At 43.3% G+C, this 26,839-nt stretch carries 22 protein-coding genes; 6 read left to right on the top strand and 16 right to left on the bottom strand.

All coding sequences use genetic code 11. The features are described 5' to 3' along the window. Positions 1–47: 47 nt before the first annotated feature. The 6 genes from EI162_RS01570 to EI162_RS01545 form a co-directional block, all read right to left on the bottom strand. Positions 48–1,802 carry an AMP-binding protein gene (locus EI162_RS01570; RefSeq protein ID WP_192522677.1) on the bottom strand — a complete coding sequence of 585 codons (1,755 nt, stop codon included), beginning with the start codon at positions 1,800–1,802 and terminating at the stop codon, positions 48–50. 508 nt (positions 1,803–2,310) lie between these two features. Next, complete coding sequence (locus EI162_RS01565) at positions 2,311–3,594, bottom strand: FAD-dependent oxidoreductase (protein ID WP_192522676.1); 1,284 nt, start codon at positions 3,592–3,594, stop codon at positions 2,311–2,313. 171 nt (positions 3,595–3,765) lie between these two features. After that, positions 3,766–4,497: an amino acid ABC transporter ATP-binding protein gene (locus tag EI162_RS01560; RefSeq protein ID WP_192522689.1), complete on the bottom strand. Its 732-nt coding sequence runs from the start codon at positions 4,495–4,497 to the stop codon at positions 3,766–3,768. A gap of 316 nt (positions 4,498–4,813) precedes the next feature. Beyond that, positions 4,814–5,485, bottom strand: coding sequence for an ABC transporter permease subunit (locus EI162_RS01555; RefSeq protein WP_192522675.1), 672 nt, complete (start codon positions 5,483–5,485; stop codon positions 4,814–4,816). Further along, the gene (locus EI162_RS01550) at positions 5,482–6,228 is read right to left on the bottom strand and encodes an amino acid ABC transporter permease (RefSeq protein ID WP_192522674.1); all 747 of its coding nucleotides are present in this window, start codon (positions 6,226–6,228) and stop codon (positions 5,482–5,484) included. Before EI162_RS01550 ends, EI162_RS01555 begins: the two co-directional genes overlap by 4 nt. Before the next feature lie 96 nt (positions 6,229–6,324). Beyond that, positions 6,325–7,308, bottom strand: coding sequence for a glutamate/aspartate ABC transporter substrate-binding protein (locus EI162_RS01545; protein ID WP_192522673.1), 984 nt, complete (start codon positions 7,306–7,308; stop codon positions 6,325–6,327). Positions 7,309–7,694: 386 nt separating this feature from the next. Between EI162_RS01545 and EI162_RS01540 the strand changes: the two genes are divergently transcribed. Next, the gene (locus EI162_RS01540) at positions 7,695–8,675 is read left to right on the top strand and encodes an Hsp33 family molecular chaperone HslO (RefSeq protein WP_192522672.1); all 981 of its coding nucleotides are present in this window, start codon (positions 7,695–7,697) and stop codon (positions 8,673–8,675) included. A 69-nt stretch (positions 8,676–8,744) separates the two neighbouring features. Here EI162_RS01540 and EI162_RS01535 read toward each other — a convergent pair whose 3' ends face one another. From EI162_RS01535 to EI162_RS01495, 9 genes are all read right to left on the bottom strand, one after another. Continuing rightward, positions 8,745–10,202 (bottom strand): hypothetical protein, encoded by a 1,458-nt coding sequence (locus EI162_RS01535; protein ID WP_192522671.1) that lies wholly within the window; start codon positions 10,200–10,202, stop codon positions 8,745–8,747. Positions 10,203–10,521: 319 nt separating this feature from the next. Next, positions 10,522–11,247: a fumarylacetoacetate hydrolase family protein gene (locus EI162_RS01530; RefSeq protein ID WP_192522670.1), complete on the bottom strand. Its 726-nt coding sequence runs from the start codon at positions 11,245–11,247 to the stop codon at positions 10,522–10,524. Positions 11,248–11,421: 174 nt separating this feature from the next. Then, a complete protein-coding gene (locus EI162_RS01525; protein WP_192522669.1) occupies positions 11,422–12,147 on the bottom strand; it encodes an ABC transporter permease in 726 nt (241 codons plus the stop codon). A 12-nt stretch (positions 12,148–12,159) separates the two neighbouring features. After that, positions 12,160–12,894: an ABC transporter permease gene (locus EI162_RS01520; protein WP_192522668.1), complete on the bottom strand. Its 735-nt coding sequence runs from the start codon at positions 12,892–12,894 to the stop codon at positions 12,160–12,162. A 412-nt stretch (positions 12,895–13,306) separates the two neighbouring features. After that, positions 13,307–14,224 carry an ABC transporter substrate-binding protein gene (locus tag EI162_RS01515; protein WP_413038361.1) on the bottom strand — a complete coding sequence of 306 codons (918 nt, stop codon included), beginning with the start codon at positions 14,222–14,224 and terminating at the stop codon, positions 13,307–13,309. A gap of 67 nt (positions 14,225–14,291) precedes the next feature. Then, entirely contained in the window at positions 14,292–15,236 is a 945-nt protein-coding gene (locus tag EI162_RS01510; RefSeq protein WP_192522667.1) for a transporter substrate-binding domain-containing protein, read from the bottom strand. 88 nt (positions 15,237–15,324) lie between these two features. Next, positions 15,325–16,125 (bottom strand): transporter substrate-binding domain-containing protein, encoded by an 801-nt coding sequence (locus tag EI162_RS01505; RefSeq protein WP_192522666.1) that lies wholly within the window; start codon positions 16,123–16,125, stop codon positions 15,325–15,327. Positions 16,126–16,481: 356 nt separating this feature from the next. After that, positions 16,482–17,282 (bottom strand): ABC transporter ATP-binding protein, encoded by an 801-nt coding sequence (locus EI162_RS01500; RefSeq protein WP_192522665.1) that lies wholly within the window; start codon positions 17,280–17,282, stop codon positions 16,482–16,484. A 340-nt stretch (positions 17,283–17,622) separates the two neighbouring features. After that, positions 17,623–17,949, bottom strand: a complete 327-nt coding sequence (locus tag EI162_RS01495) for a hypothetical protein (RefSeq protein WP_192522664.1) — start codon at positions 17,947–17,949, stop codon at positions 17,623–17,625. 598 nt (positions 17,950–18,547) lie between these two features. On the opposite strand from EI162_RS01495, the gene EI162_RS01490 reads away from it, so the two are divergent. The 5 genes from EI162_RS01490 to EI162_RS01470 all read left to right on the top strand — a co-directional run bounded on the left by EI162_RS01490 (position 18,548) and on the right by EI162_RS01470 (position 25,115). After that, the gene (locus EI162_RS01490) at positions 18,548–19,849 is read left to right on the top strand and encodes a glutamate-5-semialdehyde dehydrogenase (protein ID WP_192522663.1); all 1,302 of its coding nucleotides are present in this window, start codon (positions 18,548–18,550) and stop codon (positions 19,847–19,849) included. 412 nt (positions 19,850–20,261) lie between these two features. Then, a complete protein-coding gene (locus EI162_RS01485; protein WP_192522662.1) occupies positions 20,262–21,041 on the top strand; it encodes a ribonuclease domain-containing protein in 780 nt (259 codons plus the stop codon). Position 21,042: 1 nt separating this feature from the next. Beyond that, a complete protein-coding gene (locus tag EI162_RS01480; protein ID WP_192522661.1) occupies positions 21,043–21,423 on the top strand; it encodes a barstar family protein in 381 nt (126 codons plus the stop codon). Between the two features lie 195 nt (positions 21,424–21,618). Beyond that, positions 21,619–22,893: a sodium/glutamate symporter gene (gene gltS / locus EI162_RS01475; RefSeq protein ID WP_192522660.1), complete on the top strand. Its 1,275-nt coding sequence runs from the start codon at positions 21,619–21,621 to the stop codon at positions 22,891–22,893. Positions 22,894–23,234: 341 nt separating this feature from the next. Continuing rightward, entirely contained in the window at positions 23,235–25,115 is a 1,881-nt protein-coding gene (locus tag EI162_RS01470; protein WP_225735269.1) for a WG repeat-containing protein, read from the top strand. Between the two features lie 71 nt (positions 25,116–25,186). On the opposite strand, the gene glyA is transcribed toward EI162_RS01470, so the two are convergent. After that, entirely contained in the window at positions 25,187–26,443 is a 1,257-nt protein-coding gene (gene glyA, locus EI162_RS01465; RefSeq protein WP_192522658.1) for a serine hydroxymethyltransferase, read from the bottom strand. Between the last annotated feature and the right edge of the window lie 396 nt (positions 26,444–26,839).

Genomic DNA, 26,839 nt, shown 5'->3' with positions numbered 1-26,839 from the left:
GGTATCAACTATAACTTTTAATAAACTAGACATAATAGTTAAATTAACTATAAGCCCAACTCTTCTTTCATCTGCTCAATGATTTTATATTTCTGAATTTTACCAGTGATGGTCATCGGGTATTCGGTGACGAAACGATAATAGGTCGGCACTTTATAATGGGCAATATGCTCACTACAGAACTGACGCACTTCTTCTTCGGTCAAGCAGCCCTCTTCTCTAGGAATAATCCAAGCAGCCAGCACTTCGCCATACCGCTTATCTGGTATACCTACAATTTGCACGTCACGGATTTTAGGATGACGGTATAGATAGTTCTCGACTTCTACTGGATAGATATTTTCACCGCCGCGGATGACCATATCTTTACTACGACCGACGACTTTGACATAGCCGTCCTCATCCATCGTTGCCAAATCACCCGTATGCATCCAGCCATCTTGAATCGCTTCGCGGGTTTTAAAGCGACTGCCCCAATAGCCTTTCATCACTGAATAACCACGTGTGAGTAGCTCGCCAGTTTCACCTAACGCTACAATCTCGCCAGACTCGATATCGACGACTTTAACTTCGAGCGCCGGCTGCACCAGTCCTACGGTCGAGACCTGTTTATCTAAAGGCGTATGTTCATTGGTCTGACAAGAAACTGGACTGGTTTCGGTCATTCCATAAGCAATGGTGACCTCTTTCATATGCATCTCATCGATGACGCGGCGCATCACCTCAATCGGGCAGCTAGAGCCGGCCATAATGCCAGTACGCAAGGTCGATAAATCAAAGTTTTTAAATTCAGGATGGTCGAGTTCGGCGATAAACATTGTTGGCACGCCATGGAGACCTGTACACTTTTCTTCTTCGACTGCTTTTAATACTGACAATGGCTCAAAACCATCGTTCGGATAAACGATACAACCGCCATGTGTCAGTATTGCTAAGTTACCGAGCACCATACCAAAGCAATGATATAACGGTACGGGAATACACAGCCTATCTTTTTCAGTGAGATTCATCGCCTCACCGATAAAGTAGCCATTATTAAGGATATTACGATGGCTTAACGTTGCGCCTTTTGGCGTGCCCGTCGTACCGCTAGTGAATTGAACATTGATAGCATCGGTATTTTTAAGCTGCGCCTGACGCTCCGCCACTCGTGGATCGTTGGCATCACCTTCAGCCATCCATGCAGAAAACTTCTGCATAAAGTGAAATTCTTCATCAGAATCTGGCTCGTCAATCCAAATGATACGCTCAATCGTTGGAATCTCGACCAAATCAAGCTGGGTATAGTCTTTATGATAAATCTCAGGACATAATTCACGGATTAATTGTGCATAATCACTGGTTTTAAAATGACGCATCAGCACCAACGCTGAGCAGCCCAATTTATTCAGCGCATATTGCAATTCAAAAGTACGGTAGGCAGGATTGATATTGACAAGAATGATGCCAATCTTTGCGGTCGCCAGTTGCATGAGTAGCCATTCGGCATTGTTATGCGACCAGATACCGATACGATCGCCAATCTCAAGCCCCATTTCAATCATGCTGCTGGCGAGTTGATTAACTTGCTGTTGCAGCTCACGATAGGTCCAACGGATGTTTTGGTGACGGACGACCAGCGCTTCACGCTCAGGATATTTAAAAACAATGGCATCAAAAAAATCACCAATTGTTGCTTCAATCAGTGGGACGTCAGGGCCTGTGTCATAGCTTTGGGTGAGTGGCGCGTTTGACGAGCGAGCGCCCATATTGATACTAGGAATATTATTAAGAATGCTATCGAAGTCAATAGTTTGGGTCATAACGAGTCCTTTCGTTTTACTTTTTATGGCACGTATAAATTGTGCTTATTAATCGCCTGTAGACAAGTCCTTCTTCCTTGAATAGGTCTTACATCGTGTGAACTACTATAACGCTATCAATGAAAGCCTGTCAATCACAGCAATACAATATGTATCATTTAATTAAGTTATAGAAATAACTACTCTATAAAAGATACCATAAAAACATGGCAAACATTTGACACAAAAAAGCCAGTCAGGCATTTACTGCACGGCTGGCTTTTTGATGAGAATGGCGGTAATAAAAATTGAGAATCAAGCTTTAGATCTATTATTATAATTAAACTATACTTGATTAACCTTAAAGCGTACAGTGCTATTGCTATAAATTTTTCGCAGCCTCTGTCACGCTTGCGAACAGCAAGCTAGAAAGAAATTCTAGCAGTAGCACGTTAATGTGAATGATTCTTTTTTATTTAGACCTGGCTATACAAATTCTGGATATAGACACGGTTTAATCTTGCAACGATTAGACTTTAACCGTTGGCGGTGCTTTAATCGTTACCGTCGCACTGACTTCATTGTTATCATCGAGCAAGTCCATGATAAGCTCATCATCATTTTCACTGCTCACTTGCCAGTTACCAGAAGCTTGCGGCACACCTGTTGCCATGACCGATATTGCTTTGTTTTTTAGACGAATCATCGGCGGTTTATGCTCATAGCCGCTATGTTCTAAACCTAAGATATCATCAGCAATGGTCGCTGCCTGCGCGCGTAACGGGGCCACATAACGGCAAGCAACACCATTAATCGACATACAATCACCGATGGCATAAATATTATCGGTGTTGGTACGCAGCGTCGGCGCATCAACTACGATACCAGTACGGCGATCAAACTCGACTCCTGCCGCTGTTGGCAATTTACCATCGACCGTCAAACCCGTACTGGCAATCATATGGTCGACAATCAATGGCTCTGTTTGTATAGTTGACTTAGCAGCGCTATCTTCTGAATCAGAGTGAAGCGGCTCATAGCTGACTTGCAACTTTTCACCATGGTTACCATCACTGATACGAATAACATCTGTTACCTGATAGCCGCCCAAAAAGTTAATCCCTTGCGATTTCACTGCTTGGGCAATACGCGCAGTGGCTTTTGCTGGCAGCATTTGTGATAGCGGCGCATCATTTAAATCAATCAATGTTACTTGATGACCCGCTTTTAATAAATCCTCGGCAATCTCAGTACCCACCATGCCTGCACCAACAATAGCCACATGCTGGCTACCTGCTGCTAGCTTTTCTTGTAATTGCCCAAAGCGCTCGATATGGTTGACATGCCAAACCAAATCTTCTGGTAGGCTTTGGGGAAAAATAGGATGCGCACCCATCGCCAGTACCAGCTTGTCATAGCTGATCGTTGCGTAATTGGTATAAACAGGATCTGAGCGCAGCGCCGAGACAAGCTGTAATTGTTGCGTGGCAGCATCAATATCCGTCACCTGCGTATTGGCCAGTAGGGTTACTTGCGCGGCTTTTGCAGCATCAATACCAGTCGCTCGCACCAAATCTGCCGCGCTTTTCTTTTGGCTAATCGCCATGGTTAGCATGGGCTTGTGATAACGGTCGCCATCATCTGTTGTGATTAAAGTAATCGGAATGTCTTTATCTTTAGCACGAATGGCATCAATAACATGCCAGCCTGCCAAACCTGCCCCAATGATAACAATGCCTTGTTTAGACTCTTTCGACTCTTTCGACATGGATGATGGGGATGTGGTTGATGGTAATATAGTTTCTGCGCTCATATTGGCTCCAATATAGACGGGGGATTGTTTTCATTTTGGGATAATTGACCGCCATTATATCAGTATACACACAGTCACTGACATTAACAGGATTGTTAAATCGATAAATCAATGACCAAAAAAAGCGCCTAAAAATAGACGCTTTTGATAAATTAATCTTAAATGCTATCTTTAATGATTCAAAATTTTTGATAAGAACATTTGCGCGCGGTCACTTTTTGCACCTTCAAAGAACTCATCCTTACTACAGTTCTCAACGATATGCCCCTCATCCATAAAGATAATACGGTTGGCGACCTGACTGGCAAAGCCCATCTCATGAGTCACACACATCATGGTCATGCCATCGCGGGTCAGCTCGACCATGACATCAAGCACCTCCTGAATCATCTCTGGATCAAGCGCCGAGGTTGGTTCATCAAACAGCATGGCGACTGGGTCCATCGCAAGCGCGCGAGCAATCGCTACCCGCTGCTGCTGACCGCCAGACAGCTCAGCGGGATACTTCGCTGCCTGTACTGTGAGTCCGACACGGTCTAGATAAGCCATGGCCTTTTGCTTAGCCTCAGACTCTTTACGGCCCAATACTTTGACTTGGGCGACCGTCAGGTTATCAATAATCGTTAGATGCGGAAACAGCTCAAAATGCTGAAACACCATACCGACACTGCTGCGGAGTTTGGGTAAATTGGTCTTTGCTGCGCCAACAGAGATACCGTTGACCAAGATTTCACCTTTTTTAAAAGGTTCCAGTCCATTGACTGTCTTGATCAAGGTCGACTTACCGCTACCCGATGGACCACAAACGACTACCACATCGCCTTTGTGCACATGCGCGGTACAGTCAGTCAGTACTTGAAAATCGCCATACCACTTGCTGACATCAGTCATTTTAATGACCATCTCATCACTAGCATGACCATTATCGGTGACCAGTCCGCCAAAGGCATTTAGGTACGTATCAGCATTGCTCATCACTGGCTCCTAACCACATTATTTTCGACAATATTTATTAAATAAAGCTTCTAAAGCGAAATATTTTTAAAGATACTTTTATTATTAAAATCTAAAACTATAGTTGGTTCTAAATAAAACAGATACATTATGATATGACGCAGAACTGGTATAAATTTTTCTTGCTTGCTGTGTCTACGCTGACAGAGGCTGCAAAAAATGTATACCAGTCCCGCTGTACCGCTTTTATATTGAACTTACTATATTAAAATCTGAAACGCTTTTGCAATTGCTGCACGCCAATCGACGCGCTTAAACTAATGACAAAATAAACAGCACCCGCCCCTAAGATATAAGGCGTTAATAAACCCATTAACTCACCACGAACATAGGCGGCACGGAAAAAGTCCGTCAAACCGATGGCAAAGACCAGGGTCGTATCTTGAAATAAAATAATACATTGCTGCAAAATTAATGGCAGCATCTTACGAAATGCTTGCGGCAAAATAACCAAACGCATGGTCTGCCCATAGGTCATGCCCAGCGCTTTCGCTGCATTGACCTGCCCACTACCAATCGACTGAATACCAGCGCGCACCACCTCTGAAAAATAAGCCGCCTCAAACATCATAAAAGCGACCACACACGAGGTAAAAGCAGTATCAAGTTGCAGATACTTACCGGCTATCCAAAAATAAATCATCGGTACAGCAAAATAAAACCACAGCAATACCAGTAATAGCGGGACTGAGCGGAAGTAATTGACGTATAGCTTGGCAGGAATTTCTAACGCCTTGATACCAGATAAGCGCATCAACGCCAATACCGTACCCAAACTAATACCACCAAGAATGGCCAAAAACAATACTTTTAGAGTGGTAATCATGCCACCCATCAAACCTGGATAAGCCGTTGCAAGCTCAGTCATCATATTCATTTCTGACTCCCTGCAATAAGCCCAGGCACGCGCAATTTACGCTCGATTAATCCCATAATAGCTATCAACGACAGATTAAATACCAAATAAATAATGGTCGCATAGGTATAAATTTCGAGGCTGTTTTGGGTATATTCACTGATGGTTTTGGTCTGGCTAATCAGCTCCATGACCCCGACCAAAGACGCCACCGACGCGTTTTTAAAACAGTTGGTCAGCTCTGAGCTAAGCGGGGGAAGAATAACGCGAAACGCTTGTGGTAACAGCACTTCTTTATAAGCTTGTGGAATACTGAATCCCAGCGCATAGGCGGCATTGATTTGCCCTTCAGGCAACGATTCGATACCAGTACGTACTTGCTCGACAATACGCGCCGCGGTAAATAAGCCAAGACCAATACTCGCTGATAGCATGGCGGAGGTATTTGGAGACAAGTCTTTATACCACCACTCTTGAATCGTCGGCGTGAGCCAACCAGGGGCAATATAAAACCAAAAAAATAGTTGAACAAGCAAAGGAATATTACGAAAAAAAGTCACATAAGCCGTACCAATTGCACGGGCGGCTTTATTGGGTAAGGTGCGCATGATGCCAAACACAGTACCCACGACCATGGCTATAGCCCAGGCTATACTACCAATCAATAGTAACCAGCCAAGACCCGTAATCATCCAATGGAGATAAAGCTCGTTACCGATACCCGTTTGCTCAAAGAGCACACCCCAGTTCCAGCTATAATTCATGGTCGTCTCTCCGAACAACGGTTAAAAAGCCTACGTGCGCAGACAGACATTGATCTCAGTCGGCACGCGTAAGCAAGCTATGCTAAAAAACAACCATTATTCTGCCGTCGCAACTTTCGGCTGAGTACCATCATGTGGATTGGCAATCAGGGCTTTTAAGTTGTCAGACATCTCAAAGTTTAGATTGACGTTTTTTGGTGGAATTGGGTTTAAGAACCATTTGTCATAGATGGCATTGATTTCGCCTGACTTAAAGACATTGGCTAACGCTTCATCAACGACCGCTTTGAATTCAGGGTCATCCTTACGCATCATACAACCATAAATCTCAAACGATTGTGGTTCACCAACGATGACCCATTCATCAGGATTTTTTGCTTTGGCTTTTTCGCCAGCCAGCAACACATCATCCATCATAAAGGCATCAGCACGACCATTTTCTAGCATCAGGAAGCCTTCGCCATGATCTTTTGCTGAAATGATATTGGTATCCATTTTGTTTTCGTCATTGTACTGACGGATATAACGCTCTGAGGTCGTCCCTGCGGTAGTGACCAGTGTTTTACCTTTTAGGTCTTCAAAGTCTTGAATGCCAGAGTTTTTGTTGGTCAATAGACGCGTACCAATTTCAAAGAAGCCGTTAGAGAAACCAACTTGCTTTTGACGCTCTTCGTTGTTGGTGGTTGAGCCACACTCAAAGTCTACCGTACCGTTTTGTACCAATGGAATTCGCGTTTGCGAGGTGATGAGGTTATAGCGAATTTTTAGATCGGGCATATTCAGTTTTTCTTTTACCGCATCCACCACTTTCATCTCTAAATCGTGCGCATAACCAATCGGCTGATTAGGATCGTCAGCGATATAAGAAAATGGAATAGAGGAATCACGGTGGCCGACTACGATAGTGCCCGAGTCTTTAATCTTTTTTAAGGTGCCATTAGCATTTGCTGCCGCTTCTGTGGTGTTTTCACCATCTGCTGGCGTCGCTTCAGTGGTGGCTTGATTGCTGTTATTACAACCTGCTAGGCCTAGCGCCATAAAGGCAGCCAGAGTCAACGGTTTGGAAAGTGAGTAGCTCATGGGATACATCCTTTTATCACATTAACACAAGATTGAATGAGTGCTTGGACGACGTAAGTCTTATTCGTTGACCTGATTGCCACGCATCCATGCGGTTGTTGCTATTACTTATCACAATGCAACTTAATGTTACTGTACAACAAATTGGCGTGCGAAGGTAAACTTTTTTTGATGAGTGTTATATTTAATAATTTCAGGCTTATACACTTTGGGCTATCAAATAAAACAAACGCTATGAGCAAGTATATTCATCGCTGTTTAAAAAATTCATACTGACATTTATTATTTATACCTCCCTTCAAAATACTGAAAAATCTATAAGCACAATTGATAAATCACGATGAATCCCCATAAAGCTAACAACTTCTTAATACTATAAACGACCTATGACACAAGATACGCAGACCCCAAGTAATGACGACCAAACCACTGACAACCATAGCGAAAACGACGTCCGTCAACGCTTTTTTATTGAAGATTCACCAGTGCGCGGTGATGTGGTGCGCCTATCACGCAGCTATGCGAGCACTATTGCCCAAAAGCCCTACCCCGAAGCGCTGAAACGTTTATTGGGCGAGATGCTAACGGCAGCGAGCTTGCTAATCAGCACCGTTAAAATCAACGGCCGCTTGTCGATTCAATTGCAATCATCTGATAGCGATAGCTTACTCAATTGGGCGATGGCTGAGTGTGACCAAAACGGTATCATCCGCGCGCTTGCCAGCTGGAAAGGTGACACTGAAGCGCAAGTACAGGCTTGGGAAAACATGACCCATGCCAAAGAAGCTTTTGCTGAGCTGGGTGCGACGGGGCAAGGCGTGCTGTTTATTAATATCCAGCCCGAAGGCGGCGAACCGTATCAAGGTATCGTTGAGCGTAGCCATGACAATTTGGCGGACTGCTTAGCCCATTATCAAAAGCAATCGGCACAAATCCCGACGCTCATTAACTTGGCCTCTGATGGCTTGCAAGCTGGTGGTATCTTGGTACAAATGCTACCGCGTACGGCGGCAGAAACCTATGAAGTCGAGCAAAATGAAGACGCTGGTATCGATGATGATTTGTGGACGCGTTTGAGCATTTTAACCCGCACGGTCAAGGCAAAAGAGCTGACCACGCTGGATACTAACGAAATTCTTTATCGCTTATATAATGAAGAAAATGTCGTTGCTCCTGCTCCTGTGCCATTATCTTTTGGTTGTACCTGCTCTCGCGAGAAATGCGAGACAGCCATCGAGCAAATCGGTGAAGCGGAAGCGTTAGATATCGTCGAAGAGCAAGGCGGAACTTTTGAGATGGATTGCGGATTTTGCGGTGAAGTTTACAAGTTTAATAAAGACGATGTGGCAGCGATATTTGCTGAGTAGTATTTAACCGAATGAGCAATAAAAACCCCTCAAGTATGATGCTTGAGGGGTTTTTATTGCTTTTATTATTTAAGCTTCATCCTCTACCGGATAAGAGTAGATACGAGAGTCAATGCCATATTTTTCTTCATGTGCATCGCCCAGTTTATTCTCTAACAGCCAAGCAACGACTTGCTGATGTACTCTATCGTTATAAATGAGATTCATATGATTGACACCATAAAAAATCGCCTTATGACCCTCTGGTACTGCCAAAGTATGCTCTTCGGTATATTCACCAAGTGCCGATTCTACTGAAACCAGTCCATCACCCAGTAAGCTTGTGGTTTTATTTTCATAATGCGTCTCAATCATAGCCGCCGCCACTAAATAGGTATTCACATGCAAAGGTAGGCGCGTTGGATGACGGAACTCTGCTGGCAATACACTGCGCCCTTCTAAAGACTTCCAGTCGGCATCGCGAATACTGCCATAACGCAAATCAATAATACCCGCACTACGCAAATCGCCCAACTTGGCCAATGACCCTGCAAAAGGCAGTTTAGCGATTTTATATTGCACAAAATTACCAATCCGCTCCAAACTCGCGCCATGATGCGGCGAGCCTAAAGTGACAAGATTGCCGACGCGCTCCACCCAGCTAAAGCCTTGTTCTTTACCATAAAACAGCGCGCTACGACTCACCAACCCCCCCATACTGTGACCGATTAAATCGATCTGGGTGATATCAGGATGACTATCGAGCATGTTTTGCAACACTCTAGCAAAGCTGCGTCCATTACTAGAGATACGGCGACCTGTATTGTAATTTAAATACAAAACGGTCGAATCTGACATCTTGTTGACCAGCGTATCACCTAGATTATCCTCTCCAGATACCTGCCAGCTTAAATGACTCATGCAAAGCCCGTGGCATAAAACAATCACCCGCCCTGATAACTCGCCACTTTGAATACAATTATTTTTATCATACAACGTCATCGAAACTGCCAGTGGATTGTCATGATTGATGAGATGATCGCCCATCACGCCATTTAAAATATTAACGAGGCGGCGTAAGTTTTTCGGTAGCGGTTGTACTTTTTTTGGTTTCACAACATTGTTATAGAGTCGCAGTCCAACAGCGATGTTGTTGCCAACCAATTGCATCGCATTGCGTACCGTGCCATAAATTCGCCCCGTGATACCGCGCTGCCATCGATTGAGATTGCCTTCATTAAAACGCCCTAACGGACGTAACAGAACTTCACGATGGATGGCCTCTACGATATCGGTGACCTCAACCACGCCCATCGTTGCAAGCTGGGCCAAGCCTTCAAAAAAATCAACCAAAGAGATAGGTTGATACGGCTGGCTATCATTATTATCTACAACTTCTGCTGACTGCTCATCCATATAAATATATTCAAGCTTATCCAACTCTTCATACACATCACCTTGAAAGTCAGATTCGCTATCGGTTTCAGGTGGACGCCGAGTTGTCGCAAATAAATCATGAATGGTATTTAGGGATTTTGGACTGCGCATAATTTTTATACATCAAGCAATGGAGGGGAGTTTGCCATACTATCCTGTAAAGATGACAAACAGAAGAAAATCATTTAACTATCGGGTAGTTTTATTGTCACGATACATTTTTATTATCATAATACATTCGTCAAAAAAACCCCAAATCAAATTTGAGGTTAGTTTAACCTGCTCCTGACTATAGATTTTTCTTACTTGCTGTGCGCAGGTGCGACAGAGGCTAAAAAAACCTATAATTGTTAGCACTATATTGTTTATAAATAATAATTTTTACATTGATGTTTATTAAAGATTTTATAACAAGTAACTCGTTTATCATTTATGCGACGTGAGTTTGCCATTGATGCGCGCCAAGTTTTAGCATTAGCGCATCACCTGCCTGCAATACCCCAACGCCACTTGGCGTACCGGTCATAATGACATCACCAGCTTGCAGGCTAAAAGCATGGCTGATATTGACCAGTAATTCATAGACTGGAAATAGCATCAAAGCGCTATCGCCATCTTGCTTGAGCTCATCATTGATAGTCAGCTGATAATGTACGTTTTTGAAGTCAGCGAACGCTTGTGGATCAAGCCAATCACCTAGCACGCAAGCACCATCGAAGCACTTAGCGCGCTCCCACGGATGACCTTTTTCTTTTAGCTTAGATTGTAGCTCACGCAAGGTCAAATCCAACCCTAAGGTCACGCCACCAATTGCTTGCTTAGCCTGTTCAATCGTTGCTGCAGATAAATCTGCTGACAGCTGAATACATAGCTCGGCCTCGTAATGCGTCTCACCAAACTGCTCTGGATTTGGACGCACAATACCATCACGCATAGAAACAACTGAAGACGCTGGCTTCATAAACAGCATCGGCGAAGTAGGCACTTCATTGCCCAATTCACGAGCATGCGCGGCATAGTTGCGACCGACGCAGACAACTTTACCGATAGTCGCCCGTAACTGCTCATTGGTGTTTTTCGCGCTATGATTATTATCACTGTTATTGACGCTATCAACAATGGCACTAGCGATAGACATATGGGGCGATTGGCTCATACTAAACTCTCAAAACAAAGGATGGCTATTATTATCAGGAGTAATTACAGCACTATAGGATCTGTCTCACCTGCAAACAGCAAGCAAAAAATACAGGCAATAACACTGTATCTTTTCTAAAATGAATCCACTATATCTACCATTACCATTACCATTACCATTAACCCTAAACCATTAAGGAATGGTATTGGTAATCACATCTGGTGGCACATAACTTGCGTGACGGTTCATACGCTTTTCAAACAATCTAAAGCTAAATAGAATCACCCACGATAATAAAAGATAGACAATACCGGCGGCAAAGAATAACTCCATCAAGGTATAAGTCCGCGCACTAATCGTCCGCGCGACGCCAGTGATGTCCATCAAGGCGATGGTGGAGGCTAGCGCACTACCCTTTAGCATAAAGATAACTTCATTACTGTAAGCTGGAATGACAATACCAAAGGCACGCGGTAAAGTAATACGCGTCAGCTTTTGCCATTTTGACATACCAATCGCGTCGGCGGCTTCAAGCTCACCTACAGGGATATTCTGAATAGCACCACGAATAATCTCGGCTAAGTACGCGCTGGTATTTAAAGTAAAGGCAATGATGGCACACCAGTAAGCTTGGCTAAGTACCGGCTCCCATAAGAACGACTCACGTACGGCTTCAAATTGACCAAGACCGTAGTAAATCAAAAATATCTGCACCAGTAACGGTGTACCGCGGAAAAAGAAAATATATAAAAACGGTAACACCTGCACTGTCCAACTTTTGGACAGCCGCAATAACGCCAAAATCAAACCAAATAACAGCCCGATAACCCCTGAGAACACCACCAGCTGTACGGTCAATACCGCGCCACCAAGTAAGTCAGGGATATGGTCAAAAATGACCTGCCAATTCCAATCCATAGTATCTCTCCTCTACCCTATGGTCGATTGACGGTGAGTGGTTTGACGGCTGAGCTTTTTAGCATAGCGCGCCGCTGGATTGGCGCGCCATTCAAGCCACATCATAAAGCCAGTAATCAACATGGTCAGACCCAAATAGATAATCGCCGCTGCCATATAAAAGGTAAATGGCTGCTGTGTTGACTGCGCCGCACGCGAAGATTGATACATGATATCCTTGAGACCCACGACCGAGACCAATGCCGTGTCTTTGAGCAATACCAAAAATAAATTGCCCAGTCCTGGCAATGCAATCTGCCATACTTGCGGTAAGGTAATACGATAAAAAGTCTGAAAAGGACGCATCCCAATCGCTTGCGCCGCTTCATTTTGCCCTATCGGAATCTCTTGAATCGACATGCGGAAAATTTCAGTCGCATAAGCCCCAAAAGCAATAGACAGCGCCATCACCCCGCCCCAAAAAGCACTAATTTCGACATAGTCGTTATAGCCAAACTTTTTGAGGACGCTCATTAGCAGTATAGAACCGCCATAATAGATAAACAGTACCAACAGCAACTCAGGAATACCGCGCATCGTAGCGGTATAGACAGTCGCAAGTTTACGCAACAGCCAGATATTAGACAGTTTCGCTGTCGCACCGAGCAGGCCTAGAGCCAAACCGATGATTAAGCTGGTCATAGCAAGCTTTATGGTGACGGTAGCGCCGCTCAATAAAAGCGCGCCAAATCCTTGTAAATCAAACACAATTATCCACTCAGTCTCTTTATATTAGCAAGTTGCAAAATATGAGTTAAAAGAATCAGCATCAATAGCTGAGCGCTGCTGATAAACGTATTGTAGACCAAATAGATAATGGCCGCTTGCGTCATAGATTGACGTCAGATGCATACGATTATTGCTGCGGTAATTGACACAGTAGAAATGAGCGCTGATTTTATCATATTCGCTCGCCGCTATGTTAATACTGACACGTAAAAGCGCTGCTTAAATAGGCACTTATAGCGATTAATATTAAATAAATAACAGAGGTTTGACCAAAGTTGACAGTCAATTACCCATAAAATAAAAAAAGACATCACCACTGGTAATGTCTTTCTGCTTATTCATACAACAGTAATACAGTCATTAATGCGACAATAATACTGAGTGATTATGGCTATTGTGCAGCGCTATCTACGATTGGAGTTTCTGTGGCTGTCGCACTGGCTGGCACGGCAAAATATTTTTGATTGATTTTGTCATAAGTGCCATTAGACTTTAGGTTAGCCAATGATTGATTAATCTTCGCTTGTAACGCTTCATCGTCAGGACGTACAGCAATGGCAAAATTATCATTGATATCAATATCATCACCTTTTAGCACATAATCACTACCTGACGGTGAGCCAAGCCATTCTATCGCTGGCAGCTTGTCAGAAATCATGGCATCGACGCGACCAGAACCCAAATCCAAAAAGGCATTACTCAGCGTATCATATAGCTTCATATTGGCTTTTGGATAAACATCTTCTAACCACTGCGAGGAGATGGTCGAGCGCTGCGCGGCAATAGAGTGTGCATTAATATCGCTGCTACTGCTCGGATCAAAACTGCTGTCTTTTTTGGCTAAAAAAACCAATGCATTGCTAAAGTACGGATCTGTGAAGGCAACTTGTTTGGCGCGTTCAGGTGTTACCGACATCGCCGCGACAATGGCATCATACTTACCCGCCTTTAGACCAGGGATAATACCGTCCCAGTCTTGCGCCATGATTTCACAGCTCACTTGCATATCAGCACAGATGGCATTGGCTATTTCAACATCAAAGCCACCCAACGTCCCATCGGCATTGGTATAGTTAAAAGGGGCATAAGCGCCCTCAGTACCGATGCGCAATACTTCATCAGTTGTTGCCGCAGTGTTCTCAGTAACCTGCGTATTGGTCTCAGTAGCACTCTCTTGATTATTGCTACAGCCACCTAAAGCTAAGAGCGCCGCCAGTACCAGCAATGACGTTGACTTATGACTCGTTGTTACAGAATTCATGATCGTTTTGCCCGTCACGGTGATGGCTGGGACACAATGGTTGCTCATAATCGTCCTTGATTTTTACTTTGAGAAAACACGGTAAAAAATACAACGTTATCCATTAGCTGTCGTATTAATTAGCTGCCGCTTCTGCTTGCTCTTCTTCAGCGGTGATTGCGTTACTATTAACAATGTTATCAACACTGTTATCAACAACACCCTCTTCGACACTATTGGTCACGACTGCTTTTTGCGCCGCAGTGGTCGAGCTGGTACCAAAGTAACTGCCCGTTATTTGATCATAAGTGCCGTTGTCTTTTAACTCAGCTAAGGCTGTATTAAATTTAGCAACCAATGGATCGCCTTTACGGAAAGCAATACCCATGGCGTCGTCGCTGGTGCTGATTTCTTGGCCTTTGACTTCGTAGTCTTTACCGGCTTCGGTTTTTAACCAGTCGATGCCTGTTACTTTGTCAGACATCATGCCGCGTACTCGACCTGACGTGAGGTCTAGATAAGCGTTGTCTTGAGTGTCATAAAGCTTGATATCCGCATCTTTATGTTCATCTTGCAAATACTGTGAAGCAACCGTTGAGCGCTGTGACGCAATAGGCTGATCTTTTAGGCCTTCTACACTGATGTCATCACCTTTTTTACCAATTAAGATAATACCGGTATGAAAGTAAGGGTCGCTGAAGTCCACAACCTCTTTGCGTTCAGGCGTGATTGACATACCAGCGATAGCCGCATCAAACTTCTGCGCATTCAAGCCTGGAATCAAACCGTCCCAATCTTGCGAGACGACCTCACACTCCGCTTTCATTTGCGCACATAACGCATCAACCAGCTCAATTTCATAGCCGATCAGTTTGCCATCGGCATCGGTGTAGCTAAAAGGCTTATAGCTTGATTCTGTGGCGATTTTGATGTTTAGAGGCGCTTCAGCTGCCGCATCAGTTTCTGCATTATCTACCGGTGCTGAGCTATTGTTACAAGCTGTCAGCATTAGCATGGCTGCACTTAGTGGGGCAAGCCACAAGGCTTTTTTGCTCATTGATGATGTCATTGAAATTATCATAGGTATTATTCCTTAATATATTTACCAGCCGTTTATTGATCCGCAATTGGTTGCTCAAAGATTATTGATTGAAACCTATCAATCAAAATTATTGACCAAAGTTTTCCTGTTCGAGACGAGCAAGCTCACCGTTACTACGGATTTCGCTCAACGCTTTATTAAAGTCGTCTCTGATTGGATCACCTTTACGCACAGCAATGGCAATATTGTCATCGTTATCAATCTCATCACCCACGATACCGAAGCCTTTGGTATTGTCTGCTAACCATGATTTAGCAGAGACTTTTTCGGCCAATACCGCATCGCTACGACCAGATTTTAGGTCTAAATAGGCATTGTCATAATTGTCATACAACTGGACAGTATTACCGTCTTTGCCTTCATAATTATCTTGCAGATAAGCACCAGGCGTCGTTGAACGCTGACCACCGAGCGTCAAGTCTTTAATAGTCTTAGGATCAAAACTACCATCATTATCTGTCAGCCATACCATGGTATTGGCAAAGTAAGGCTCGCTAAAATCGACCTTTTCTTGACGTTCGTCAGTGATAGACATCCCAGCGATGACGGCGTCATATTTTTGCGCCAATAGACCTGGAATGATACCGTCCCAATCTTGTGCGACGATGTCACACTTGGCTTGCATCTGGTCACATAAGGCATTGGCAACATCGATGTCGAACCCTGCCAAGCTACCATCAGCATTGGTATAGTTAAAAGGAGGATAAGCGCCTTCGGTGGCGATACGAATGGTCTTGCCAGCCGTTTCTGCCGCAGGTGCATCAGCGTTGGTATCAGTAGCTTCATCAGCTGGTTGACTACAAGCACTCAGCATCAATGCTACAGTGACGGTCATCGATGACCACAATAGGCGAGAATTCGACATCATACATTCCTTAAATTCTGATGGGATTTTAATAGGGGAGTTTTAATATATGGTTGCTCTAATATAGCGTTCTCTGACGTCCCTGCCAGACAAACAATATAGATAGCAGAATAGACAAGCAGCCGTCATATCGACCACTTATAAACCTTCTGATAATACCTGAGTAAAATATCAAAAACAAACGTTTTGCATACCGACTGTTATTAATGGGTAATAAATAATCAACGATGCTTACTAAACAGTAGTTTCTATAGTTTAAATAAATTGAGGATATAGGCAGTTCTAAATAAAGTCGATACGATTGTAATAAGGTAAATAGCCACGTGCTGCTTGAAGATAAACAGGGGCTAAATGCCAGATTAGCTGTTTTGGCGATGCGAGGCCATAAAGTCTTTGACGCGCGCAGAGGTAGGATTATCAAAGACTTGTTCAGGCGTGCCAATTTCTTCGATCACGCCTTGATGTAAAAAGACTACCTTGCTGGAGACCTCACGAGCAAAACGCATCTCATGGGTAACAATCAGCATCGTACGCCCTTCTGCTGCCAACTCGCGCATCACAGCCAGCACTTCGTTGACCAGCTCAGGGTCTAGCGCTGAGGTTGGCTCATCAAACAACAGTACTTGCGGCTGCATCGCTAGAGCGCGCGCTATAGCGACACGCTGGCGTTGACCACCTGATAAATTCGCTGGATAAGCGTCTTTTTTATCGAGTAAACCTACTTTATCGAGTAGCTTTTCCGCATCGCTAATGGCTTGGTCTTTTTTAATTTTTAAGACTTGCGTTGGCCCTTCGATAATATTTTGCAAAATCGTTTTGTGCGGCCACAAGTTGAAGTTCTGAAACACAAAACCCACGCGCGCGCGCAAGCTTTCTAACTGTTTGACATCTGCTGCTTGCAACTCGCCTGACTTGGCAGGTTTTAGCATCAGCTCGTCGTTACCGATGATGATGCGACCCTGATTGGGCTTTTCGAGCAAATTGATACAGCGCAGCAATGTAGATTTACCTGAGCCAGATGAGCCCAAAATAGAGATGACGTCACCGTCGTAGGCGGTAAGAGACACCCCTTTTAGCACAGCAAGCGAGCCGAAGCTTTTATGAATGTCTTGTAAATCTAAGGCGATAGGCCGAGTCGGATTCTTTGCAGTATCAAGCATGGTTTAGCAGACTTCCAATAAATATGAGTGAAAACGTGAATACAAGTAATAAGTGGATACAAGTAAATAGTACGATATCAGCTGCTATCGCTATAAATAGCAACCATCGTCTTAACGCGATAGCATGACAGCTAATGAGACAAACAGAAAAATGTCACATTGTCGCTTATTACGCAGTAAAAAGGCAAACCCTATGTTTAAAACCGCCATTACAGCTATATTTAGTGAGCGACCAAATAACGGATAAAATAAAGCTCAGACTGCATTGACAGTGCTGAGCTTTATTTTATCACTTTAGCGTACTAGGCGTTGTTTTATCTAGCACCTTAAATTGAATGGCCTAATAAGTCGAGACGTGTTCCTCAGATTCACTACCATCCATGACTTCTGCTTCATCATCGGCAGTGGCGACTGCAACATCATCATTCATGATTTCGTCATCGGTCATGACCACAGTGTCGGTATCATTATTAATGTCATTTGCACTAGCAACAGCGACATCATCATTTGCACCCACCGCTTCTTGCTCTACTGGCGCCTGGGCATCAACCGCTGGATCAGTTTCCATCGGCGGCTCATCTTTTTTGCCACACGCACTTAGGGTCAATGCCGCCGCGACCAAACCAACCATTAACCCGTTTTTATACATGTTACTTTTAATCGCCATTTTATTCTCCATCATCAGTATTTATTTAGATCTTGCTAGTTATCTTATTAATAGCTTGACCATCAATTAACTTATCGCTCACTATACTGACGATTACCCATCACTACCTTAGTAGTTACAGCACAGTTCTGTTAAAGGTACGTAACGAAAAAAAGCCATGTAACAGGAGGTTTTCTCCTTAGAACTTCTTATAGTATTTATGCCCTAAAAGCTTAAAATGAAATCAGTAGTATGTAGTATATAGTTGATTCACTTTAAAACCGATACGAGTGCTACTGTTATCAATTTTACGCAGCCTCTGTCACGCTTGCGGACAGCAAGCAAGAAACATTTATAACAGTAGCACTAGCACGTGGTTATTTACTTTATTACAGTCGTATCGATTTTATTTAGAACTGCTTATAAGACCATAAAGACAGTCGTAAACGCTTTGTAAAGCAAAGCTTGTTCACAAAATCATCTTTACTATCGACTCAATCTCCTCTATGTTAAATAGCATAATGCCATATAGGCATCCAAACATGCTTTTTTGCTAAACTTTCGCCTTTTTGGGCGCTTTATTTGTTTAAAACATCTATAACCATAAGGAAAATAATTTATGAGTCAATCGACTACCACAGACGTTACCACATATATGCAATCTGTCGGCAAGCAAGCACGAGCAGCTTCGCGTACCCTCGCTGCTGCCAATACTGGGGATAAAAACTCAGCACTCATGGCGATTCATGAGGTGTTGTTGAATGCCAAGTCAGAGATTTTAGCCGCCAATAAAATCGATATGGATAATGGACAAAAGAACGATTTGGACGCCGCATTATTAGACCGTTTAGAGCTAAACGATGTACGATTCGATGGTATGTTGCAAGGACTAGAAGATGTCGCCGCGCTACCTGATCCTATCGGCGAAGTCACGGACATGACTTACCAGCCATCGGGTATTCATTTGGGTAAAATGCGTGTGCCGCTTGGTGTGGTCGGCATGATTTATGAGTCGCGTCCAAACGTGACCCTCGAAGCTGCTTCTCTGGCACTAAAATCAGGCAATGCCATTATCTTACGCGGTGGTTCTGAAGCCTTTGAATCTAATCAAGCGATTGCTAAATGCATCTTGCAAGGGTTAAAAAAGGCCGGTCTATCTGAGCATAGCGTGCAAGTATTGCAAACCACTGACCGTGCGGCAGTTGGCGAGCTTATCACCATGACAGAGTATGTCGATGTCATCGTTCCACGTGGCGGCAAAGGCCTGATTGCTCGTATCAGTAACGATGCCAAAGTACCGGTCATCAAACATTTAGATGGTAACTGTCATACCTTTATCGATAGCGATGCTGATCCGGAGACAGCGGTCAAAGTTAGCGTCAATGCAAAAACCCATCGCTACGGTACCTGTAATACCATGGAGACGCTACTGGTCGACGAAGCCGTCGCCAATGAGCTATTACCAAAGATTGCCGAAGCGATTATAGCCGCTGATGATGCAATGCAACTGCGCCTCGATGAAAAATCACAAGCCATCTTAAATGATAATGCCAAGCTTAGCGGTCATCTTTCAGCTGCCACTTCTGAAGACTGGGATACCGAATACCTCGCGCCTATTTTAGCGGTAAAAGTATTATCAGGCATCGATGAAGCGATTGAGCACATCAATACTCATGGTAGCCATCATACCGACGTTATCATTACCGATAACTATACCAAGTCACAAAGGTTTATCCGCGAAGTCGACTCAGCAAGCGTGATGATTAACGCCTCTAGCCGTTTTGCCGATGGTTTCGAATATGGGCTTGGTGCCGAAATTGGTATCTCAACCGACAAAATTCATGCTCGCGGCCCTGTCGGCCTTGAAGGACTAACCTCACAAAAATGGATCGTTTACGGTCAAGGCGAGACTCGTGCCTAATCCATAGTTTTAAGCAGTCACCTATAGCGTGACTTAGCGTATAATACACAAAAAAACGTCAGCTTAATTGCTGGCGTTTTTTATTGGCGGTAGATAGATTACGTCTACTGTAAAATAATTATTTATAGTTGCTCCGCTTTCAAAGGTATACAGGGTTGCTGGTATAAGTTTTTTGTAGCCTCTGTCTGCGTAGGCACAGCAAGCAAGAAAAACTTATACCAGTAGCGCGTTACAATATTTTTTACTTCTTTTAGTTATAACTGACGATAGCATCATAATAATACCATTCAAAAAAAATAGAGTGGCAAGGAAAACAAGTGCAAGTACTACGCCTTGTAGACTAAACGAGTTTGACACAGCTAATCTTACTTTTTGGGTTTGGTATAAAAACACTTTATAGGAACTAAGCCTCATGCAAAGTGGCGAAATAAAACATTGGAATCAGGATAAAGGCTATGGCTTTATCGATGTGAACAATCAAGATGAAGACGTGTTTTTTCACGTCAGTAAAGCACGATTACCGCAGCCAATAGCCGTCGGGCAAAAAGTCTATTTTAATAGTAAGCGCAATGACAAGAACCAACTGCGGGCAACTGAAGTGACCTCTAATGAGTTGAGTATCTTAGAAACGCCTGAATTAGATGTACCCAAGCGTCCTTCAAATAGGACTGGCCGACATAAAGATCATCAATCAACTGAAAACAATCAAAGCCATATCAACCGCCACGGTGGTCGCCAAAATAAGAGAAGCTCGCTGTCTACTTTGTTTAGTTTGATCGCCATCATCGCGGTCGCCGTTTATTTCTTAGGCAATTTTAAACCTACAATTCTCACTGATAGCGCTGCACCAACGACAACATCGCAACCTCAAAGACAGACACAAACATCAGCTACGCAAACGCAGCAGGCTAATAATGCAAGCATAACGGGCGATACGCAAATTGATAATACCATCGCCCTGATTCAGCAAGGTGGGCCTTTTCCTTATCCTCATAAAGACGGCACTATCTTTTATAACCGTGAAGGCAAGCTGCCCGCACAGTCGCAAAGCTACTATCATGAATATACCGTGCCTACTCCTGGAGTTTCGCATCGCGGGGCACGGCGTATCGTCACGGGCGGCAACCCTCCCACCGTTTATTATTTGACCATTGACCACTACGATAGCTTTCGCAAACTAGAGGTAAAATAATATGAGCCAAGCCATCTACTATATTGATCAGAGCAGCAATCAGCACATTAACGAAAATAGTAACCAAAAAGCTACAGCTCTAAATGCTAGCATTCCAACGCAGGCTGTTAATATACGCGTAGGTGAGGTACTGGATAAAACCACGCTATTAACCAGTTTAGCCGATGCCTGTGATTTCCCCAATTATTTTTCTCACAACTGGGATGCAGCATGGGATTGTCTAACAGATAGTGACGTGACTCACCTAAAGCTTGATTTAATAGCGGTAAAAAACATAAACACAGAGGACTTTAATACTTTTAAGCGCATTATTGAGGACGCTTATAAGGATTTTGGTAAACCACAACTGTGGGTTATTGTGCCATCCAAGGATGATGCTTAGTCGCTAATAACACCAAACCCAAAAAGTACGATTAGCTGAGTCAAACTCGTTTAGTCTACAGTGCGTAGCACTTGCACTCGTTTTCCTTGCTACGCTAATTTTTGTGAATGGTATGATGACAAAAACCTGAATTCGAGATAAAGCCATATTTATCCCGAATTCAGGTTAATTTATTTTTATAGAAAGGATTAACATATGGAAATTACCTTAAATGGCTATTACACCTTGATATTAGCCACTTTAGTGCTGCTACTTGGGCGCTTTTTGGTGAGGAGAGTGAAGTTCTTAGAGGACTTTAATATTCCAGAACCTGTTGCTGGTGGCCTCGTCGCTGCTATTGTGGTTTATATGCTCAATATCATTTGGGGCTATAGCTTCAACTTTCATCAAGGATTACAGACCGCGACCATGCTGATGTTCTTTGCCTCTATTGGTCTGAGCGCTGATTTTAGTAGACTCAAAGCAGGTGGTACGCCATTATTGATTTTTACTATCGTCGTCTCAGTCTTCATCGTATTGCAAGACATCGTGGGCGTGGCAATGGCAAGCGTATTGGGGCTTGATCCGCTGCTCGGTCTAGTGACAGGTTCTATCGCTCTGACTGGTGGTCATGGTACTGCAGGTGCGTGGGGTATTACCTTAGAACAAGAGTATGGCGTGGTCGGTGCGACGACGCTTGGTATCGCGGTTGCGACTTATGGTTTGGTTGCGGGCGGTATCGTTGGTGGTCCCGTTGCTCGTCGCTTGATTCAACGACTGGGACTAAAACCTACTCCTGCCAATACTGATCCAAGTGATATCGAAAAAGTCGCTGGCGTGCAGTCGTTATATAGCACCAAACATGATGAAGATTCGGCGCATAGCAATAAAGAAATCTTCGAAAGACCAGACAGCATGCGCTTTATCACTGCTTCCTCTACTATCGAAACCTTGGCTTTGTTTGCCGCAGCGTTGGCCTTCGCCGATGTGATGACCCTCGTTGCTCAAGATACTTGGTTTGAATTGCCTACCTTCGTTTGGGCATTGGCAGGTGGCGTTATCATTCGTAACGTCTTAACCACGGTGTTCAATTTTGATATGTTTGATCGCTCGATTGATGTCTTTGGTAACGCCTCATTGAGTCTATTCTTAGCCATGGCGCTATTGTCATTGAAATTATGGCAGCTGACTGATTTGGCAGGTCCTGTATTGGTCATCTTGCTGGTGCAGACTGTGATTATGATTATTTACGTTTACTTTATCACCTTTAAAGTGATGGGCAAAGATTATGATGCCGCGGTACTATCAGCAGGACATTGTGGTTTTGGTATGGGCGCGACACCAACGGCGATTGCCAATATGCAAGCGGTCACCGATCGCTACTTGCCATCGCCTAAAGCGTTCTTGATTGTACCGATGGTTGGTGCTTTCTTCGTTGATATCGTCAACGCTACGGTATTGCAGATATTTACCAAATTGCCATTTATGTAATTTTTTCAATAGTAAATTCAAATCAATTTTAATAAGGCTGGGCTACGCTATCGTAGTCCAGCTTTTTTTATTCATTAGCATAAACCAAGTATAACCATGGATAAAGATATTTGTCTGGACTTAATTTAGTTGTCTACCTACTATTGAACTAATGATGACCACTATGGATGTTTATGACCCTCAACTCTATTCTATTAAAACTACCTATCAGTCTTGCCCTAGCGACAACGTTATTTGCGCAAAATACATGGGCTAATGATTCATTGACTGAGGTATGCAAAAAGCCACCCGTAGCAAACTACGATAGCGTTGATTGCTTAAATGAGGGATTAGCCAGAGTGATGCGCGCCACCTTTAAAAGCCCGTACACTTACGACAAATATGGTTATGTTGACGCCGCAGGGCAAATCGTTGTACCACTACAATACGATAAAGCTCAATCGTTCCAAGAAGGGTTGGCCGCTGTCGCGATGTCGCGGCCATTGGCAAATGTGGTCATGATAGATAAATGGGGATTTATTGATAAAACCGGAAAAGTTATCGCACCATTACAATATGTAAATGTTGATTCCTTTTCTGAAGGCTTAGCGGTAGTTGAGAAAAATGGTAGTAGTGGATTCATCAATAAGACTGGAGAGCAAGTCATCCCATTACAATATAGTAATGCTGGGTCTTTTTCTGAAGGCTTGGCTGGTGTTGCAAAGGATGATAAATGGGGATTTATTAATAAAGGTGGGGAGATTATTATTCCCATGCAATATGACCGTGTTGATGCGTTTTCTGAAGGCTTAGCTGTTGTCGAAAAAGGGGATAAATATGGTTTTATTAACCAACAAGGCGACGAGATTGTTCCTTTACAATACGGCGATGCTATGTCCTTTAGTGAAGGCTTAGCGAGCGTTTCCAAAAATGGACTCTACTCTTCTTTTGATAGCAATTATGGATTTATAGATAAAAAAGGTAAAGTCATTATCCCAAAACAGTTTGATCGCGCTTACTCGTTTGATAAAGGCTTAGCTCGAGTGAAAAAAGAGAATAAGTGGAGTTTAATTGACCAAAGCGGAAATAAAATCACTTCTATACAATACAATGCTATTGAAGCTTTCGATGAAGGATTAGCCCGCGTTGAGAAAGACTATAAATTTGGCTTTGTTAATAAAGTGGGTTATGAAGTCATCCTCACAGAATACGATTCTGTCGAAGACTTTAGTCAGGGGTTAGTTATCGTCACGAAAGAAAACAAAAGAGGCGTTATCGATAGTACAGGCAACGTCATTGTGGCTGTGGAATTCGACAGTATCTCGCACACTGCCGACGGTATTATACATATCGTTCAAGCAGGTAAATCCGGCTTTTTAGATAAGTCAGGCAACGTCATCTCTCCACCACAATACGATGAGGCTGGTGTATTTATTGATGGTCTAGTGTGGGTTAAAAAGGACGATAAATATGGTTTCGTTGACAAGTTAGGTAACGCCGTTATCCCTTTGCAATATGCGAATGTTTTGGACTTTAATGACGGTCTTGCTCCTGTCACTAAAAATGGTAAATCAGGGTTTATAGATACGACAGGAGCTATCGTAATTCCTCTACAGTATGACTATACTTGGCATTTTGATAAAGGTTTATTGGCAGTTGATATAAAAGGTATGATGGGGCTAATCAATAAAATCGGCCAAGTGGTCATACCCTTAGAATACGGTAATATTGGCACGTTTGAAGCGGGTTTGGCGCCTGCTCAAAAAGACGAATTATGGGGCTTTATTGATACCGAAAATAAAACCGTTGTTCCCTTTAAATACGATAAGGTTGAGCCTTTTATCAATAACATAGCCCTCGTTACCAAAAATGCTCAGGTAGGCTTAGTAGATAAACTAGGTAAAGAGATTGTGCCAGTACAGTTTAATAACCTTAAGTTTTTAGATTTAACTTATATTAATTTTTTGGATGAGGCTATAGAAGGTGCTATGACCTTTAAATTAGAAGATGAGCAAGGCAATACCTTAGCTATAGTAGATAAAAAAACGAAATTTTTAGAAGATAGCCTATGGTACTTTGAAGGAGATATCACCAGTGTGAAACAAGACGCGCAGTTAGGATATCTCGATAATGACATCGCCATTATTCCGCAGAATCAAGATGCCATAAAGCCTTTTAATAAAGGCGTCATACTTGTTAAAAAAGACGGTAGTATATTTTATATCAAAACAGAAGTGAGCTGATCACAAAAAAACCGCCTAGCCATTCAGCTAAGCGGTTTTTCATTTAAAGCTTAAAATCCAATAATTAAGAATTACTGGTTTTTAGCATAAACTGGCTTTTTAGCACAAAGCGTTTTTACTTTCTCACGTGTGTCAGCGATCACTTTTTCGTCGCCACGGCTGTCTAGTACATCACAAATCCAACCTGCAACGTCTTTGACATCTGCTTCGTCAAAACCGCGAGTGGTCAACGCTGCAGTACCGATACGGATACCAGAAGTCACAAACGGTGATTTTGGATCGTTTGGTACGGCATTTTTATTGACGGTAATGTACGCATCGCCAAGCCATTTGTCCGCTTCTTTACCAGTCATTTCTTGCTTAACCAAGCTAATCAGCATTAAGTGGTTTTCAGTACCACCAGAGATGATTTCATAGCCACGGTCGATGATAACTTTGGCCATTGCTTGGGCGTTTTTCACCACTTGCTGCTGATAGGTCTTAAAGTTATCTTCTAAGGCTTCTTTAAAGCAAATCGCTTTTGCTGCGATGACATGCATCAACGGCCCACCTTGGTTGCCAGGGAAAACAGCAGAGTTTAGCTTTTTCGCCAGTTTTTCATCACGAGCCAAGATCATACCTGAGCGCGGGCCACGTAGGGTTTTGTGTGTGGTGGTGGTCACGACATCGGCGAAAGGTACTGGATTTGGGTAAGTGCCACCAGCGATAAGACCAGCGACGTGTGCCATATCTACCAAAAGGTACGCGCCTACTTCGTCAGCGATTTCACGGAAACGTGCCCAATCGACTACTTGTGAATACGCCGAAAAACCAGCAATAATCATTTTAGGCTTATGCTCTTTTGCCAAACGCTCAACTTCATCATAATCGATGAGGCCCGTGCCTTCGACCAAGCCATACTGCACCGCATTGTAGTTAAGACCTGAGAAGTTGATGTGCGCGCCATGGGTCAAGTGACCACCAGCGTCTAAGCTCATACCAAGAACCGTGTCATTGGCATCAAGTAAGGCTAAAAATACCGCAGAGTTTGCTTGGCTACCTGAATGTGGCTGGACGTTGACATACTCAGCACCGAACAATTCTTTTGCTCGGTCAATGGCTAATTGCTCAACAACATCGACATGTTCACAGCCACCATAGTAACGCTTGCCAGGATAGCCTTCTGCATATTTATTGGTTAAATCGGTGCCCTGCGCTTCCATTACTGCTTGTGAGCAATAGTTTTCAGAGGCAATAAGCTCGATGTGGTTTTCTTGACGAACGCTTTCTGCGGCCATTGCTTCAGCAAGTACTGGATCAAACTCTTTGATAGAAATATCTTTAAACATAGTGATGTCCTAAGTAGTGACTGTCATTGAAAAGAAGCTATAGATTACTCACAACAAAACCATTCCTGTATGAACGTCGCTATAAGCACCCTTGCAGTACTACTAATAGGTGCGGTTGTGCTCAGTTTTGTGGTATTGATATCATTGCGAATTGAGTCTATTAGCAAAGAACGAGTTGGAATAAACGCAGGCAGTTGCCCTGTGATTAATTGGTACAGTTCGGCAATAAATTCGATACGCATAGGCACCGATATCATCGCTAAAGTTCAAGTGTAGCATGAAACTTTATGTTGCGAACGCAAAAAAACCTCACCTCATATCAAGTAGGTTACATGTTAATAACTTCTTTATATAAATATTTATAAATCAGTAATTTATAAATACACAGCACCTATA

The sequence above is a fragment of the Psychrobacter sp. FME6 genome, assembly GCF_014861365.1.
Classification (GTDB): domain Bacteria; phylum Pseudomonadota; class Gammaproteobacteria; order Pseudomonadales; family Moraxellaceae; genus Psychrobacter.
The sequence above is the reverse complement of the archived record's forward strand: the minus strand, read 5'-3'. Positions and strand labels throughout refer to the sequence as shown.